Origin of the sequence: Rhizobium cerradonense, from assembly GCF_030182455.1 — a bacterium.
Taxonomy (GTDB): Bacteria; Pseudomonadota; Alphaproteobacteria; order Rhizobiales; family Rhizobiaceae; genus Rhizobium.
This window is the reverse complement of record NZ_JAQJCK010000040.1, coordinates 1-16277: the sequence shown is the minus strand read 5'-3', so window position 1 is coordinate 16277 and position 16277 is coordinate 1. Positions and strand designations below refer to the sequence as shown.

General features: G+C 54.4%; 13 protein-coding genes and 8 pseudogenes. 9 read left to right on the top strand and 12 right to left on the bottom strand.

Annotated features, from left to right (window positions below; translation table 11 throughout):
• Positions 1–201 (top strand): transposase domain-containing protein (locus tag PH547_RS32775; RefSeq protein WP_285170303.1); only part of this gene is annotated, 201 nt, incomplete at its 5' end.
• A gap of 104 nt (positions 202–305) precedes the next feature.
• On the opposite strand, the gene PH547_RS32770 is transcribed toward PH547_RS32775, so the two are convergent.
• The 9 genes from PH547_RS32770 to PH547_RS32725 form a co-directional block, all read right to left on the bottom strand.
• Positions 306–1685 (bottom strand): CapA family protein, encoded by a 1380-nt coding sequence (locus PH547_RS32770; protein WP_184806219.1) that lies wholly within the window; start codon positions 1683–1685, stop codon positions 306–308.
• 208 nt (positions 1686–1893) lie between these two features.
• Positions 1894–3324 (bottom strand): amidase, encoded by a 1431-nt coding sequence (locus tag PH547_RS32765; protein ID WP_184806222.1) that lies wholly within the window; start codon positions 3322–3324, stop codon positions 1894–1896.
• Between the two features lie 168 nt (positions 3325–3492).
• Entirely contained in the window at positions 3493–4512 is a 1020-nt protein-coding gene (locus PH547_RS32760; protein ID WP_184806225.1) for a succinylglutamate desuccinylase/aspartoacylase family protein, read from the bottom strand.
• Positions 4513–4756: 244 nt separating this feature from the next.
• Positions 4757–5995: a serine hydrolase domain-containing protein gene (locus PH547_RS32755; RefSeq protein ID WP_184806228.1), complete on the bottom strand. Its 1239-nt coding sequence runs from the start codon at positions 5993–5995 to the stop codon at positions 4757–4759.
• Positions 5996–6400: 405 nt separating this feature from the next.
• Entirely contained in the window at positions 6401–7144 is a 744-nt protein-coding gene (locus PH547_RS32750; protein ID WP_210320799.1) for an amino acid ABC transporter ATP-binding protein, read from the bottom strand.
• A 125-nt stretch (positions 7145–7269) separates the two neighbouring features.
• Positions 7270–8244 carry an amino acid ABC transporter permease gene (locus tag PH547_RS32745; protein WP_184806230.1) on the bottom strand — a complete coding sequence of 325 codons (975 nt, stop codon included), beginning with the start codon at positions 8242–8244 and terminating at the stop codon, positions 7270–7272.
• Positions 8245–8297: 53 nt separating this feature from the next.
• The gene (locus PH547_RS32740; RefSeq protein WP_184806231.1) at positions 8298–9131 is read right to left on the bottom strand and encodes a transporter substrate-binding domain-containing protein; all 834 of its coding nucleotides are present in this window, start codon (positions 9129–9131) and stop codon (positions 8298–8300) included.
• A 538-nt stretch (positions 9132–9669) separates the two neighbouring features.
• Positions 9670–9858, bottom strand: coding sequence for a hypothetical protein (locus tag PH547_RS32730; protein WP_184806233.1), 189 nt, complete (start codon positions 9856–9858; stop codon positions 9670–9672).
• A 69-nt stretch (positions 9859–9927) separates the two neighbouring features.
• Positions 9928–10122, bottom strand: a complete 195-nt coding sequence (locus PH547_RS32725) for a hypothetical protein (protein ID WP_246802378.1) — start codon at positions 10120–10122, stop codon at positions 9928–9930.
• Positions 10123–10411: 289 nt separating this feature from the next.
• Here PH547_RS32725 and PH547_RS32715 point away from each other — a divergent pair, with 289 nt between their 5' ends.
• The 4 genes and pseudogenes from PH547_RS32715 to PH547_RS32705 form a co-directional block, all read left to right on the top strand.
• The gene (locus tag PH547_RS32715; RefSeq protein WP_184806235.1) at positions 10412–10636 is read left to right on the top strand and encodes a hypothetical protein; all 225 of its coding nucleotides are present in this window, start codon (positions 10412–10414) and stop codon (positions 10634–10636) included.
• A gap of 77 nt (positions 10637–10713) precedes the next feature.
• Positions 10714–11259: a GNAT family N-acetyltransferase gene (locus PH547_RS32710; protein ID WP_246802379.1), complete on the top strand. Its 546-nt coding sequence runs from the start codon at positions 10714–10716 to the stop codon at positions 11257–11259.
• Between the two features lie 361 nt (positions 11260–11620).
• A pseudogene (locus PH547_RS34010) lies at positions 11621–11692 on the top strand (DUF6429 family protein); the annotation flags it as partial.
• 83 nt (positions 11693–11775) lie between these two features.
• Positions 11776–12227, top strand: a pseudogene (locus tag PH547_RS32705) (transposase); the annotation flags it as partial.
• Here PH547_RS32705 and PH547_RS32700 read toward each other — a convergent pair.
• The 3 pseudogenes from PH547_RS32700 to PH547_RS34005 all read right to left on the bottom strand — a co-directional run.
• A pseudogene (locus PH547_RS32700) lies at positions 12223–12633 on the bottom strand (IS66 family transposase); the annotation flags it as partial. The pseudogenes PH547_RS32705 and PH547_RS32700 overlap by 5 nt on opposite strands.
• 96 nt (positions 12634–12729) lie before the next feature.
• A pseudogene (locus PH547_RS32695) lies at positions 12730–12942 on the bottom strand (transposase); the annotation flags it as partial.
• 82 nt (positions 12943–13024) lie between these two features.
• A pseudogene (locus tag PH547_RS34005) lies at positions 13025–13114 on the bottom strand (DUF6429 family protein); the annotation flags it as partial.
• Between the two features lie 311 nt (positions 13115–13425).
• On the opposite strand from PH547_RS34005, the gene PH547_RS32690 reads away from it, so the two are divergent.
• The 4 genes and pseudogenes from PH547_RS32690 to PH547_RS32675 form a co-directional block, all read left to right on the top strand.
• Positions 13426–14673 (top strand): ATP-grasp domain-containing protein, encoded by a 1248-nt coding sequence (locus PH547_RS32690; protein ID WP_184806239.1) that lies wholly within the window; start codon positions 13426–13428, stop codon positions 14671–14673.
• A 662-nt stretch (positions 14674–15335) separates the two neighbouring features.
• Positions 15336–15538 (top strand): annotated as a pseudogene (locus tag PH547_RS32685) (UPF0149 family protein); the annotation flags it as partial.
• Positions 15539–15623: 85 nt separating this feature from the next.
• Positions 15624–15991, top strand: a pseudogene (locus PH547_RS32680) (IS5 family transposase); the annotation flags it as partial.
• Between the two features lie 74 nt (positions 15992–16065).
• Positions 16066–16277, top strand: a pseudogene (locus tag PH547_RS32675) (IS630 family transposase); the annotation flags it as partial.

Below are 16277 nucleotides of genomic sequence, written 5' to 3'. Positions count from 1 at the left end.
CATTATGAACCCGGCTTCGATGAAGGGGGCCGCAACTGGGCCCGGTTTGCCAGCCTGATCGGCACTTGTAAAATGAACAGCGTTGAACCCTACGCCTATCTGTGCGATCTCTTCGTCAGCCTCGCAAACGGCCACCTAGCAAAAGACATCGATGCCCTCATGCCCTGGGCCTACGCCGCCCGCATCAAGGCCTCACAATGAGCTCGTCAGGTACTCTTCGGTGAGCTCATTTGACGGGCCGTAGATCAACCTCAGATCACTGCAACTGAAAAATCGATGGGGCGTGGACGCCGCATACTCGGCCCCTATTGAGTCGGCGCATTGGACGCTGCTAGTCTGATAACGCCTATGTTGTCCTCGATCGCAATCTCGGTGCCGAATTCACGCGACAATCTCTGTAGACGTTCCAGGATCGCCCTCGCGAGGGGTGGAGCAGCGAGACGCGGCACACCTCGGTTGGCCAGTCTCAAAGAGGGACCAAGATCAATCGGGAAAAGTTGTATTGCAGAAAGCTGGTTGTGCTTGAATCGACTGACCGTGATGACGCTCTCATAGTAGACCGGATCTGAAAAATCCGCCGCCATCTCACTAACGGTGACTTCGGCATCTGTATCGGTGCGTGGATCCTTGTTATAGGTATCGAACATGTCAGCTCCCACTGGCGTGCGGAGATCATCCATGATGAAGTTCCCAACGCTATAGAAGATTGGTCGGCCCTTATAGATCTCAATACCTCGCAACTGATGTGGCCCGTGCACGATATATGCGTCAGCGCCAGCATCGATCATTTTGTGAGCGAATGACCGTTCGTAATCAGGGGGCTCTTGGCTCCAGTTTTCGGGCTCGTGGCCATGGTTGGTTACAATGCAAAAGTCTGCGAACTGCTTTCCTCGGCGAACGTTCTGGAGAATGCTCGCGAGGTCTTTTGGATTGACCTCGTAACTCAACGAAACACGCTCACCTAGCTTGTAATTCTTGCCCCCGAGCCTGACCTGATCTTCATCCTCAATGTCCGGCTTCGGTCCCGGCAATGCCCGGCGAATCTGCTTCAGGCTTTCGAGCATTTCTCTCGGAACGACGATACTCTCCGTCAAGCGAAGAGCGTTCAATCCCGGCCTTGCTGGTGCCTCGCCCGCGGAATCGGCCGCGCGAGATAGCGGTAAGTAAGTCGAAGCGAACGAAATCATTGCCACCCTTCCACGCCCGGTCTCCAAAAATCGGGCGGCGCTCGCCTGGGAATGGCTCTCCCCCCCGCCTGCATGAATGATTCCGCACTCATCGAGAATTCGACTCGTCTCGCGCATACCTTCAAGGCCCCAATCGAGCGCGTGGTTGTTTGCGCGGCTCAGAATATTGAATCCCATCACCTTAAGATCAGGACCAAGCTCCGGGACACTAACATGATATGCACCGCCGTATTCCGCCTGAGGACTCCCGTTGAATGATCGGATATCGAAGATGTTCATTTCCAGATTACCAAAGGTGACATCGGCGTCTCGCAGGATTTTTACGATGTCGCCAAACCCAACATCTGCACCTCTGGTCAGGGGGCGAGATACAATGAGATCCCCTACAGCAACCATCGTGAATCCGTCGGATACGTTGGTTGCTGTTGAGCCGACCGTGTCATAGGTTGCACTTGACCTTTTCTGGCAGGTGTCTTTTTCTTCACAATGGTTCGTCATAATGGTCCCTCGGCGATGGAATGTCCGATCAACAACTTTTCAGGCTGGGCGAACTAGCTTCTGGCGGAGCACCTTGTTCTCCACAAGTGTTACCTTAGCTTGCATTGATATTTCTGCGGTTGGCCAGACCGTCAAATCGATTTTTGCCGATCTACAGGCCCTCCTACCACCATTACGAGCTAACTCCATTTGAACTGTTTCTAGTCGGTCACTGTGAGGACCATTTTGGTCTGCGCTTGCGCCATGGAAGTGCCTCCTCCAAGTCACGCGCAATGCGCACCAATGTTGCCTCGTCGCCAATTCGTGCAACTAGTTGAACACCGATCGGCAACCCATTGGAGCTTTGCGCCAACGGCAGAGATACAGACGGATGTCCGGTAACGTTAAATATCCCCAGATATTGATAGAGGGCAGTATCCGCTTCGGCAAATTCCTCATATGAAAGCGTCGCGTTCGTCGTTGAATAGATACTCCCGTGTTCCGGAGGGAAGATGGGCATAGTCGGCGTCAGTAGGATATCGAAGGCATCAATCGCGCCGCTGACTTGCAGCCTTATTTTCCGAATGTTTTCCCCCAAGGTCTGCATATCAACGGGCCGGCCGCGACCAAATTCGAACTTCTTCAGATTCATCGGTTCCAATGTACCTCCGTCGATGTTCCTGGCCAGTGCACGCGCTTCGTCTTCAAGTGATCTGGTAGCCTGGGGAGCACGGCCCATCGAAATCTTGGTCTTGAGTTCTGGATCATACGGTGCGTCAATATCGACGATTATATGCCCCATCTCCTCGAGCATCGAGCCAGTTGTCTCGACTGTTGCAAAGATCTCGGGGTCCACCTCGACCGCGCCCCATTTTGTTCTTGCAATTCCGACGCGAAGATGGCGGGACGGTTGGGACAACTCATATAAATAAGAACGGTTCGGGGGACCAACAATACTCCGCGGAGCCGTCGAGAGAGGATCAGAAAAAACATCCAAAGCAGCAGCCATGTCGCGCACCGAGCGGCAAAGGATGAACTCGCGACTAAAGCCAACGGTAACACTTCCGCAACCCCGCCCATCGAAAATACGAACGGCAGAGGGGTTCAGTCCAATGACGCCGCACCAGGACGCAGGCACGCGGAGTGATCCCCCGCCATCGCTCCCATGGGCTATTGGTGTTATACCGGCGGCCACTGCGGCAGCGGATCCTGAGGACGAGCCCCCTGCGGAACGGCTCAGTTCCCAGGGGTTTCGGGTTATCCCGTACAAAGTTGATTCACTCATTCCAGAGCTTCCGAACTCAGTGAGCGTTGTTCTACCCACCGTCCTCAGACCGGACCTTCGGGCGCGGTGAAAAAAAGCGCTGTCGGACTCGGCTCGGTATCCCCTAAATAACCTGCTTCCTCGTTCCTGTAGGCGGCCTGACTCGCTAGCACCAGCATCTTTGCGAAGGAAAGGCACGCCATGAAACGGCCCGGCGGCGGCGCCTGGGACATTTTCGGCATCATCGTAAAATTCGATTATCGCATTGAGGTGCGGATTGAATCGCTCTGTCGCAATCTGGGCTAGGCGCGCCAACTCTTTAGGCGTCAACTTACCAGTCTCAACCAGCGACGCCAGACCCGTGGCGTCAAACTCAATGTACTCCCCTACATCCATTGTTCGCTCCCCGCACACCGTGAGACACTCAGGGTCATAACGGCAGAACATCTATCTGATCAAAGGGATGAATGCAACATCTGTTGCATCTTTTACTCTGAGATTCAAACGTTGCAGGTCTGGCAATGAGTAATTTCCATGGGTCGCGGGGGACTTTCGTCGCGAAAACTAGACGTGCGTCCGCTCCCTCGCGACCACTGCAACTGTTTCACCTGATGCAATCTTTCCCAAAGTGCGGCGGCAATAAACCAAGCCGGAGATCGGAGCATATTGCACCGAGGGGTCGCTTCCCCTCCAGTCAATCGAGTGTATATGGCCGATTGCCTGCCCGGCTTCCACGAGTTCCCCAATGTCCACAAGGGGTTCAAAGATGCCGCTCTGAGTTGCCTTGCTATAGTGGCGGTCGCTCAAAGCTTCAACGAGCACGCTGCGTCTCGCCCCCCTCCAAGACGGTGTTTCCAGCGCGCCCTGCATTAAGCCGAAATGCTTCATGATATTTCGAACACCGATCTTCGCGACGGCTATAGACTCTGAGGTCGGCATTCCCCCACCGCCAAGTTCGCAGCATCCGAACAGGAGACCCATTTTCTCGACGGTAGTGTCGAGCATACCTTCCGTATTGAATTCCTTAATCAGGATTCCCATTGGCGCTCTAAATGATCGCATCATCTCAATTGTGGCATGAGTACGCTGGGGATCATCTTCAAAGAAGTGGCCCATAATACTCGGAACCATAGAAGTCGTGTACCCGCCTGCATGCAGGTCTAGTGCCGCAATTACGTGGGGTAGGATTGCATTCGTAATGAAGTAAGCAATGCGTTCACTAACGGAGCCATCGCTTTTGCCAGGATAAACGCGATTTAGATCCTTTCCGTCCATTGGAGATGCCCTAGTGCCCATTTCAATGGCCGGTGGGTTAATTATCGGCATGATCACGACGCCACCATTCGACAGATCTGAAGGTTCAAGCTCTCGAGCGAGCTTGAGGAGAGCAGTGGAGCCCTCGTACTCATCCCCGTGACACCCGCCTGCAAACAAAACAAGCGGACCAGGTCCCGAACGGACAATTGTCATGGGAAGTTCGACTGGAGTTCCCTGACCCGTGGAGATAGCCAGCTTGGAGCGGTGCTTTCCAACTTGATCTGGGTTGATCCCCGTGAGCCTTTGCAGGAGAGTTAAGTCGCGCATTCTGTTTTCCTATCGCGGGCCGACGACCTCGGATAAGCAAGGTGCATCGGCGTTCATGTTACCCGTTTTCGGGCGTACCCTTCGATAATGCTGGTGATCCCCCAGAACGAGCGGCCAGAAAATTGCTACATCGGACTGGGTTGAAGCCACGCGCAGCACCGGCCGCGAAATGCCGCCGATGGCAAAGGAAGCGCCCTGCTTCTCGGGCAACGGTGTCAGGAGCTAGCGCGGGGTGTGCGAGGCGCTATTCGCGCAATAAGCGTGTCAACGCAACCATTTGGGGTGCAATAATTGGTTCACTCGCGGAAGCTGACGCGATTGGATGCGAAGCGAACCGTGCAATCAACAATTCATGATCGGGCAGAACGTACAACCGCTGCCCATGGATTCCTGCTGCTAGGAAGCCACCCATCTCCTTGGGCGCGCCCCACCACATGCTGCGATACTCGTCTGCGTTGACAGATCTAGTGAGGTCGGTGTGCTGCTGCACGTCTTGCACCACAGAAGCCGGTATCAGTTGCTTTCCGCCCCAAGCGCCCTCTCGACGCATCAACTCACCGAAGCGCGCCATGTCGCGTAATGTCGCCGACAACCCTGCCCCGGCGATCGCCGTGCCAGCGGCGTCGGTGAGGATGTATCCGTCTTCTTCGCATCCAAGAGGCGCCCAGAGGCGTTCGTGAAGCAGATCTGCGAACGCGCGGCCAGTCACTCGCTCCAGTACCCACGTCATCACTTCCGTATTGACGGTTTTATAAGCGAGTGCCTTGCCGTGCGCGCCATTCTTAGTGATGGTCTTCAAGTAGTCATATATCGTTTTTGGCCCATCGTAATTACCGGACCGAGGACGCCAACCAGAGGCGCGTGCATATTTCCACACGCTCGCATCGCTATCAGAATACTCCTCCGAGTAATTCAGCCCCGTTCGCATGTCCATAACTTGCCGCAGCGTCGCATCTTCCCACGCTGTGCCCCGAAGCTCGGGCAAATACGAAAGAATCGTATTCTGGTCATCAAGTACGCCTTCGTGGACAAACGAGGCGGCGAGAGTGCCCGCGTAAGACTTCGTGATCGAGTGGCACGCATGAGGTAGGTGTCGTTGAAGAGCACCAAAGTAGCGCTCGTAAATGATGCGGCCACGGCGGAGTACCAGAAAGCCATCCGTATACGTATCGAACAACGCGTCCGCAAAGGTTCGCACACGGCCATTCATATCGGTGAATGTCAAAGCGTCAATTGTCTCGCTCATGTCTTCATATTCCAACGGCGACGACACGCTTCCGCCCCGCCTTACGTTGAGCGTGGGCCTTAGTTCGCGCATGTGCGACAGCGACCATCGGATTTGTGGGAAATCGAGAAATGTGTCACTTTCGTAGGTGACGCACTTTTCTGCAACTGATGGCGCACCATTCATTAACCCGAGTTCTCGAGGATCGGACGCCCGCCCATCCAGGAATAATTGTCCACCAAGTTCGATACTACCCATAGAAGGTTCCTCTTGACTTCATGCAGAGTCTGGCTCAGCAGAATTCCTATGTTTCTCCTCCCGTCAGAACTTCATCAGGTGGAGGTGTGCATTTAACAGAGCACCATTTCTCCGCGGTGTTCTGCGATCTCGTCAACATTTTGCCCTGTCGGTGCCTGCCGGTGAAAAAACGGTGATAAGCAGCACGGCACAACGAAGCATCGAAGCGGTGTCCCAGGGGACTTGCCGCACGCGTTGCATCAAGTTCGCGGCGTCCGCCTGTCCGAAGGATCCTACAAGAGGTACCTTTAGGTAGATGGTGATCGCGTGATGGTCGCGCGCTGTCTCGTCAGCTTGCTTCTCCGGACTCGAGTCCAATTATTCTCGATGAAGGCTGCCGCGGCTGCTACTGCTTCCGGCATTCACCTAATGTTTGATGATTTGGCTGAGGAAGAGCTTCGTCCTGTCATGTTGGGGGTTGGTAAAGAAGTCATTCGGAGCGGCTTCTTCGACGATCTGCCCCTTGTCCATGAAGATCACCCGGTCAGCGACCGCTCGAGCGAAACTCATTTCGTGCGTCACGCAAACCATCGTCATACCATCGCGGGCGAGGCTCGTCATGGTTTCCAGCACTTCGGAAACCATTTCCGGGTCAAGGGCCGAAGTGGGCTCGTCAAATAACATAACCGCAGGTTCCATACAGAGTGACCGGGCGATCGCCACGCGCTGTTGCTGGCCGCCGGAAAGCTGAACCGGGTACTTATTTGCCTGTTCAGGGATTCGCACACGTTCAAGGAACTTCAGCGCAGTCTTCTTGGCCTTAGCTTCGGGCACGCCCTTGATCCACATCGGAGCAGCCATGCAATTCATCAGCACCGTCATGTGCGGGAATAGATTAAAGTGCTGGAATACCATCCCGACGTTCTTGCGCACCTCCTTGACGTCTCGCATCTTGTTGTAGAGCCTGATGCCAGTGACGGTGATCTCGCCTTCCTGATGTGCTTCCAGTCGATTAAAGCATCGGATTAGCGTCGACTTGCCAGAACCAGAGGGGCCACAGATGACAATGCGTTCGCCTTTGCGAACCGTGAGATTGACATCCGTCAATGCTTTAAACACACCGTACCACTTGGAGACGTTGGTTGCTTCGATGATCTTATCGGAACTCATTGTAGCCTGTAGTGGGTTTGCCGACGCTTGGTCCGAAGTTGACTGAGCGCCCTGCCGGTTAATGGTGACCTCTGAAGCCTTGCCTTTATCGAGACCGTCTCTGAGATGATGTATGGTAGCCAATGTCATCGTACCTTACTCCTTGCATAATGACGTTCGATCCTGGACTGGACCACTTCCAGGCAGACGGACAAGATCCAATAGATGACAGCAGCGGCAATCAACATTTCCAAGTGATGGAAGGTTGGCTGGCCGATCGTGCGGGCAAGAAACGTCAGTTCCCAAACACCAAGGACAGATACAAGCGAACTGTCCTTCAGCATCCCAATGAACATATTTCCCATTGGCGGGATAATCACGGGGAGCGCTTGAGGCAGGATTATCCTGCGCATAGTGAGGCCAAAGCCGAAGCCCATAGATCGGGATGCCTCCCACTGACCGCGATCAATGCTCGCGATGCCAGATCGGAAGATTTCCGTCATGTATGCTCCGACGCATAGCGACAGGGCCAAGATGCCTGATGGGACGGCGTCCATCACAATGCCCAACTGGGGCAGTCCGAGATAGATCAAGTAGATCTGCATCAGAAGCGGCATGCCACGGAAAAAGGAAGTGTAGAAGCTGGCAACACCGTAAGCAAAGCCGTTGGTAGAAAGCTTTGCTATCGCAGCTGCGATTCCGATCATCGATGAGAAGATGAGGGAAATCGCCGAGACATACAGTGTTGTAACGACACCTTGGGAAATCAAGAAGGGAAGCTTATCCCAAATGAATGGTACACTGAGATCAAAGACCTGGAAGAACCCGATGAACAAGATGAGGAGCTCGAGCCAGACTACGCCGATCTGTATCTTTATCGGCGCAAAGCCGATCAGCACCAGATTGAAACTGAACATAATCGAGATTGTGAAAGCGATCGCGAAACGCCCGTAAAAACCGCTTTCCAGCGGATTGCCTATAACCGGGCGCATAACCTCGCCCATTGTAGTGCCCGTGAGATTAATTGCCATGAAAATTGCGAGCACGACCGCGAAAATTGAGGCGATAAACCATGGCTTATGTACAAGTACTTCGGATTCAACTGTATCCGGATAAAGCATGTAAATGTCCTTCCGATGAATGGAAGACGAAGCTTGGCCGCAGCTTCACCAACTCACTTTCCCGTGGTGTAGTCCGACCCGTACCACTTCAAGGAAATCTTGGAGAGGGTGCCATCATCTCTCATGCTCTTGATGGCTTCGGCGACCTTATCGTTGAACTCCTTGTCCCCCTTAAGGATGGCGATCGCTCCGGGGGTAGCGGCAAGGGACGCTCCAATGATCTTGAGTGGATAGCCGGACTTGATGGCCTGTTTCGCACCTTGATCATCGGTCACCCAGCCGTCCAGACGGACACCGTCGCCAAGGCGAAGGTCGTCCGATGCACTGGGGGTGCCTTCGTAGCTCCTCACTTCGCCGGGCGTAAATTCATACTGCACGGGTGGAGCGCCATAGATTTCTAGCGTATGTTTAGCGTAGGATTCTTCCGAAGATCCTGCCGTGACACCGATCAGCTTGCCATTGAGATCAGCAGGCTTGGTCGCCTTGCTATCCTTATGAACCACGGCGACAGTGTTGTAGTAGATGTACACACCGGGGAAGTCGAATTTTTCCGCACGCGCTTTGGTCGGGACCATCTGACCCATGGTAAGGTCCCAGCGGCCTTCCCACTTCGCTGATGTCACGATATTCCAGTCCGGCGTAACAAATTTGATGTTAACGCCAAGGTATTTCGCCACGCCTTTAGCAACCTCAACGTCGAAGCCGTCAAGCTCGCCCTTGTCATTTACGAACGAAGCCGGCGGCCAGCCTACCGACGTCGCCACTGTCAGCGTCTTTTTGGCTAGGACGCGATCAAGTACTTCGCCAGCATGAGCCGAAACAGAACACGCGAGCGACAAAAGTGCTACCGCTGCGGTGGCGGCTAATCTTGCCAGGAATCTGTTCATACCTTGTTCCCCTTTTGCTGAGTTTCTTAGCCGGAAGCGCTACGCGCCCAAAGCTCGTTACGCGGACCAGACCACTAGGGCACTCCTGATCCAGAACAATCACTATCGCAAGGAGCGATACTATGCAACATTTGTTTTATATGATCATTGATAATTCAAACGTATCATTTGTGGAGACAGTTTCGCTTGCCAAATACTAGCGTTCGCGGGAGGCTAAAGACTTTTCTCCCGGCGCGGTTCAGACCGCACCGCGCCATCAGATCGAAGAAAGCCCTATTGTGCGCGGTGCGCTCCAATAACCGGATCCGCAGCTACTACAATCGCCAAGTTCTACCCTAGCCAACCCTGACCTGGAACTCGTTACCGACTTTCGGCCCTGCATTCGGTAAACTTTCCTCCCTATTGCCCCGTGAGGAAGAGCGCTAGGGAAGCTTTCGCCCTTGGTTCCTCGAATCCGGGGCGGGCCGTGCCACCGCCAGATCGTCCAAGGTCATCGTCCACGATCTGAACGGTCCCCCAACCTAACCGTCGAGCGCGTTCAACCAGGCTGTACTGCCGTCTTTGGGGCGGTGATCTTACTCATCATTTGCCTCCCGTTCGGCGTCGACTCCAGCTCGGCGGGCAGCTCTGCCGCCGCTTCCGTCAGCAATAGTTGCAGGAGTGTTAATACTTTCGCGCGTTGGGTGTCGCTCAGATCCATCGGCCGGGCTGTGACGAACAGATCCATTGCATGCGAAATTGCTTTCTCATGCCCTATCCCTTTGGCTTTTGCGTCGGGCAATAGGTTACGAGAGAATCAAGGAAAGCGCGCTCGTTCAACGAGCTTCGCTGCCAAAAGGCGCGGCTCGGCGACGAGCTCGATCGAACTTGCCGCAGAATCAAACATCCTTGCGAGGATTTGAAATGAACCATCATGTGCCAGTCGAATGAGCAGGTAGTGAATACCGTCGTGCTCATGGTTGCCAGTTACAAATAGGGTTTGGTCAACCAATGGGTGAAAGGGATAAGTGAACTTTGCTTCAAAAGCCAGAAACCCGGGTTTATGAACCCGGCTCGGACACCCTGTTGCAGACCGCCAAGACAAAGGAGTCGATCCTCTCGCCTCGCTGACACCAACGTTAGTTCGGATGGCCAACCGATGGAGCGCTCAAGATTTAGAGGCTCTGATGCCTTGGAACTTCGAGCAAGACGCTATCGGCTGACCGCTTGCAAAGCCAAGGCAAAGGACATTGCTGCGCAATCGACATTTGGGAATTTCCAACAGATCGCGGGACTGGCGCATGACCAATGACGCTGAACAGATTCGCCAACAGCCGCACGTCATAGTCACGTCGCCATATGATCGCTGCGTCAAGCCTTTGATCACCCGCTCGGAATGGTGTCAAGCCATCGAGCATTATGCAGAAGGCTTCACCATGACCTTGCCAAATCCCTTATTTAAGAAGCTGGCGAATCGAAAAACAACTACCCATTGCGGTCGCTTGAGTTTGGGTAAGAAGCGGTGAAAGTTTCAACTCTGGCGAATGAGACGTCTCGCCAGAATAAGGAACTCGCACGCTCGACGGAACCTGAGAGATTAGAAATGCCTCTAGATCAAGAATTTTCCCCGTCCATAATCCGGACAGCGACGCCTGCGGATGTGGATAGCCTGAGCACAGTTGGTTCAGCGGCATATGCAGCCGCTTATGGATGTCTGTGGAATAGTAGCGCGGCCTTGGCAAACCAACTCGCGACTTTTAATGCTAACGCGTTTGCAAAGCTGTTGAAGCGGGCCGATACAAGGCTATGGGTCGCGCAGCTAGATGGTTCAATTGTAGGGTTTCTCACCATGATAATTGGCTCTACGAATCCCATTACGCAAGAGGCCAGTGGTGCAGAAATATCAAGAATTTATCTCCTACCAGGGGCTCAAAGACTTGGACTAGGCAGACAACTCCTTAATTCGGCAATTGCTGAGGCGCGAAAAGAGAAGCTTGGTCATATGTGGCTCGAAGCCATAGTCTCTGTCAAATTCGCAAGGAGCGCCTATCTCAAATGGGGCTTTTCAGACCTTGGCATCATACGCTTTAACAAGTCGGTTTGTGGTGGACTGTTGGATACGATGATAATGATAAAATACCTTGAATGAAGTAATCCTCCGGCGGGCCGATTGTGGTGACAGGTGCGCGCCGCGCTTAGCAGGACGGAACCTCCCGGCCATGATCCAGTTCAAGAAATCCAACATTAGCCGCTGGAGCGGCGAACCGGCAGATTGAGCGCTATGCCTAAAACGGCATCGACCTCAGCGGTTCGAGGTTCTCCGACAAAGTCACAGCGTGCGCTATAGATGGGGTATTCGGCTTGCCCCCATCCGTATCGGGCGTGGGGTGCTGCACTTCGAGTGATGGTAAAGTGAGGTCTTGCTTTACAACTCACCCAAGCATCGGAAAGGAGTACGCATACGGCATGGACCACAGGAATTCGCATGACGCGCGTGCTATTGTTGTCTGATGGATATCGACGAAGACAAGATCGATGACGCTGTGCTGGCGCTGCATAACAGATATCGAGCCTGGAAGGGAGAGCTGGCTCGGGAAATTTGAACAGCCGGGATAAGTGGAATTTCTGCCTGAATTTGGCTTAGATGCCAGAAACAGGAGAGAGCATGACAAGACGACCGCGCCGGAACCACAGCCCGGCTTTCAAGGCGAAGGTGGCTCTTGCCGCCATCAGGGGCGAGCAGACGCTGGTGGAATTATCCCAGCAGTTCGACGTGCACGCCAATCAGATCAAACAGTGGAAAGACCAGCTCCTTGAGGGGGCCACCGGCGTTTTTGGCGATGAAGCCAAGGCGGAACCGGCGGCCCCAACCGTGGATGTCAAAACCCTGCATGCCAAGTTTGGAGAACTGACGCTGGAGAATGATTTTTTATCCGGTGCGCTCGGCAAAGCCGGACTGCTGAGCGGAAAGAAATGATCAACCGCGAGCACAAACTGTCGGTCGTCCGCCAGGCGAAGCTTCTCGGCTTCAGTCGTGGTAGCCTCTATTATCCGCCGCGTCCTGTGTCAGACGGCGATCTGACCCTGATGCGGCGGATCGACGAACTGCATCTCGATTAAACGAAGCCCCGCGGTTCAGCATGTAGTCGAACGCCTTGGCCAGATCATTGTCGCGGGAAAGCTTGGCACGTTGCTCGCGCATCCAAACGTCCATGTCTGATATCAGGGGCTTGCTATGCTGCTGACGGGTCGCTTTGCGCTCATCAGCCGTCTGGCCATTGATTTGACGTTCGATCTCGAACAGCGCATCGATCCGACGGACCATCTCGATGGCGATCGGCGAGATGACGGCAAGCGCAAAGCGTTCGACCTGCCGGTTCAACGGGATGTGTTGGCCGAACTTGTCGCACAGGATCATCGCCAGAAGGCTCGGACCTGCCCAGCCCCTGGGGATGACATGGAAAGGTGCCGGCGCCTGGCTGATCTTCTCACAGTCGCGGCAGCTGAACTTTTCGCGCACCGTCGCAGCACCGGGCATTGCGATTGCCGCGTCCGCCGCCTGTTGTACCTTCACCGGGACGAAGGCGCGTGGCTCCTCCAGTCTCTCTGCAACGCCAAACTCGCGACGCCACCGATAAACCAGTGACCGATCAACGTCGTAACGTCGCGCAACATCCGTCACTGTCGTTTCGCCGCTCAAAGTCTCTGAAACAATCGCCTCTTTGGCAGCCCGCGTAAACTTCCGCCGCCGGTACGGTCCCGGTCCGAATCTCAAGCTGATGAATAGACACGTCGTTATCCTCGTTGTTAGCAACGTGGCGATAGCGCTCACCTCAGCAAAACAACGGCATCAGTCTAACAAAACAAGGCGGTTCTCGGCGTGGGGATACAAAACGGCGTTCTTCACGGGCGACGAAACCCTTCCAGGCTCGATACCTGTCATGCAGCGTCAGCCATCGCAGCGCCAGCACAGCGTTATCGATCTTGTCTTTGTGGATATCCATCAGACAACAACAGCACGCACGTCATGCGAATTCCTGTGGTCTGCTCCGTATGCGTACGATCCGATGCGCCTAGAAAATATAGTGACGAAATGGTGCACGGCCTCAGCGGGACGAGGATGGCACAACCAATTTCACGATTCCGCCGTATCGAATGTCTGGAGCAATTGTCGGCGGTAGCTACGGTACATAAGAAGATTTACACAAATTTTACGACACAAAATTGCCGGCAATGATACGCTCATCTGAGTTTAAGCTAGCTGAAAATAGCCGGTAATCAACGTCAATTCTCGCTACATTGGAGGCCAACGCTGATGACAAAAAGAGCGCTCGTCCTTATTGAAGGGGACAGGGGTAATGGCCCACTATATATTCAAGCCGCGCGGCGTCTTGGCCTCCATCCGATTACCTTGTCGTCCGACCCAATCCGGTATGGCTATCTTGCAGCGGAAAAGGCGGAAGCAATCCATGTTGACACCGACGACCTCCATGCTTTGATCCGCGAATGTTCGCGCCTGCGTGGAAGCTATGACATTGTTGGCATCACCGGCTTTACAGCCTTAGATGAGTCACTGTATGTGACTGTGGCCAAGCTCTGTCGGTATTTCGACCTACCGGGGCCGGATCCCGCCTCGATTGAACAATGCTGCGACAAGTGCGCTCAACGACAACTCCTCGCACAGGCCAACGTTCCGATACCAGCTTATAGGGTAGCAACAAATGCCGCTGACGTAAAATACTCTGCTACGGAGATCGGCATGCCAGTGATCGTTAAGCCGGCTGCAGGAAGTGGCAGCACTGGTGTTCGATTATGCCGTGATGGCGATGAGTTGGCCGAACATACTACCTATCTGCTCGACGGAACATACATATGGCAATCGTCGCCGAAGATATTGGTTGAGGAGTTCATACTGGGGCCATACTATTGCACTGCGGCGATGGAAAATAAGGTCATAGGGATTGCGTCTGCAGCCTTCTGCCCGCCACCTTATTTCGTCTTTCGTGAGACTACTTTTCCGGCTGCACTAAGCCATGACGACTATGCGCGGATTGCTGACGTTTCTCTTAGCTCTTTGAGAGCTCTCGACCTCAGTTGGGGGCCAACGAACATTGAACTCCGGTGGACGAAGCGGGGACCGGTCGTTATTGAAGTTAATCCACGTATCGTTGGCGCGCCCGATCCTCGATTGATCCGGTTGGCTTACGGGGTCGACCTGATCAGCGAGCACATCAAACTTGTCATCGGCGCGGCATGGGATGCGCGCGCAACGCATTCGCAAATTGCGACCGCACGGAACCTTGTTCCTAATAGTGATGGCATCCTTAAATGGATCAAGGGTGCCAGCCGAGCAACTGCGATACCAGGTGTGATCGAGGTCAACTTTTACATCGAACCGAATACGCAGATTGTGAGAAAAGGTAATTACCAAGATCGAATCGGACATGTCATCGCCGCTTCTCCCAGCCATTCTGAGACTGAGGAGATCCTTCAGCATGCCGTAAATCTCATAAGATGGTCGATTACATCGTTTCCGACTGCTGGCGAACAGGAACAATCGTAGCCCTCACCTCTCCTCGAACGCAAGAAGCGCCAGATCGGCCCATTTTCTTTCGCCAATGGACATGACACGCCAAAGGCTGGCCCTGAAGCTTGCTACGTTCATTCCTTGACAATTGCAACTCAAGTGTGAATTTCCGCGCACCTTCTGTAATTGAGTGCTCTTTGGCACAAGCTGTCCACCTAAAAGAGGTGGACAGCTTGTGATGGACGAAGATCAAAAACTTGCCGTGCGGCTGTTGGTCGGAATGGGCGACGCCTTTTCGATCAATGATCGTAGGACCGCCTGTTGCGGCCTGCGTTGTGCCTTGAGCCGGGCGCATCGGTATCGAAACTTGCCGCTTACATGGAGTCAACGCGAACCTCGTTTGGAAATGGATCAAGAAACACACCCTCGCCCATCCGTTAGCGCGGTCTTCGACATCGGCGTTTATTCCGGTTGTCAGATCACTGCGGCGAGCAGCAAGTTTTACATTGAGATGCCTACCACGGATCGCGAAGGGCTGCCGCCGAGGGCGGAGAGGGTCGTTCCGGTGGCCTTTCCGGCGAGGGTGTGCTGGAACGCATAATCTCCGGCAAAGTGAAAGCCGACCGGATGAAAACCCCCTTTCCGTGGGATTGGAAGGCGCGACGCGAGGACATTGCAGATCGGGAGCGACGGGCGGCATGACACAGAACAGCCAAGGGACGACGACACGACCGAAGCTCGATGACGAGGCGTTCGAAGCCTTCGTTAGAGCACGTCGTCCCGTGTGTCACCGGTCTGGTCGATGAGCGATCTCGACGGCTATCTCACAGCTCTCATCATCGGCCAGAAGTTTATCGACCCACGTCAGTGGATCCCGGAGCTGACTGGTCCGGGGGCCCTGCTTTCTGCTACGACGTAAACTTATAAAAATGCTTGGCGTTTATGGCGCGCTGTGATTCACAGGTTTCCGAATAAGGAAGCCTTTAATGACACGTCGTCGCTACGAACTGACCGACCACGAATCGCCGTTGTTGCCCAACAAGCTACGAGGCGTTGCCCGCGTTGATGATCGGCGGGTACTGAATGGCATTTTCTGGCGGTTTCGAACGGGCTAGCCCTGGGCGGAAGTCCCGGAACGCGATGGCCCGCCGACCACCTGTTACAACCGCTTAGTCCGCTGGCGGAAAGCCGTGGTCTGGGATCGGCTTCTTGAAGCGGTATCTGAGGCCTACGATGGCGACATCGTCATGATCGACTCGACCTGTGTCCGCGTTCACCAGCACGCGGCCACGGGAAAAAAGGGGATGGAGACGATGGCGGCATGGGACGTTCCCGCGGCGGACTTATACCGCGTCCCGTTTAACTTGACTCTTTGGCCTTCCCAAAACGCGGTGAATCTGAATCTCTGGAGCAAACCGGAGGTCTGCGATGCGATCAGGGATTTCATTGCGTGAGGATTTTGACGGAGAAGGTCTGCGGCGGCTGGCGCGGCAGACGAAGGACGCCGCCCAGGCACGACGTTTGTTGGCGCTCGCGTCGATCTATGACGGAGGCTCGCGTTCCGATGCCGCCCGTCTCGGCAATGTCACGCTCCAGATCGTTCGGGACTGGGTCATGCGCTTCAACGAGCGTGGTCCCCA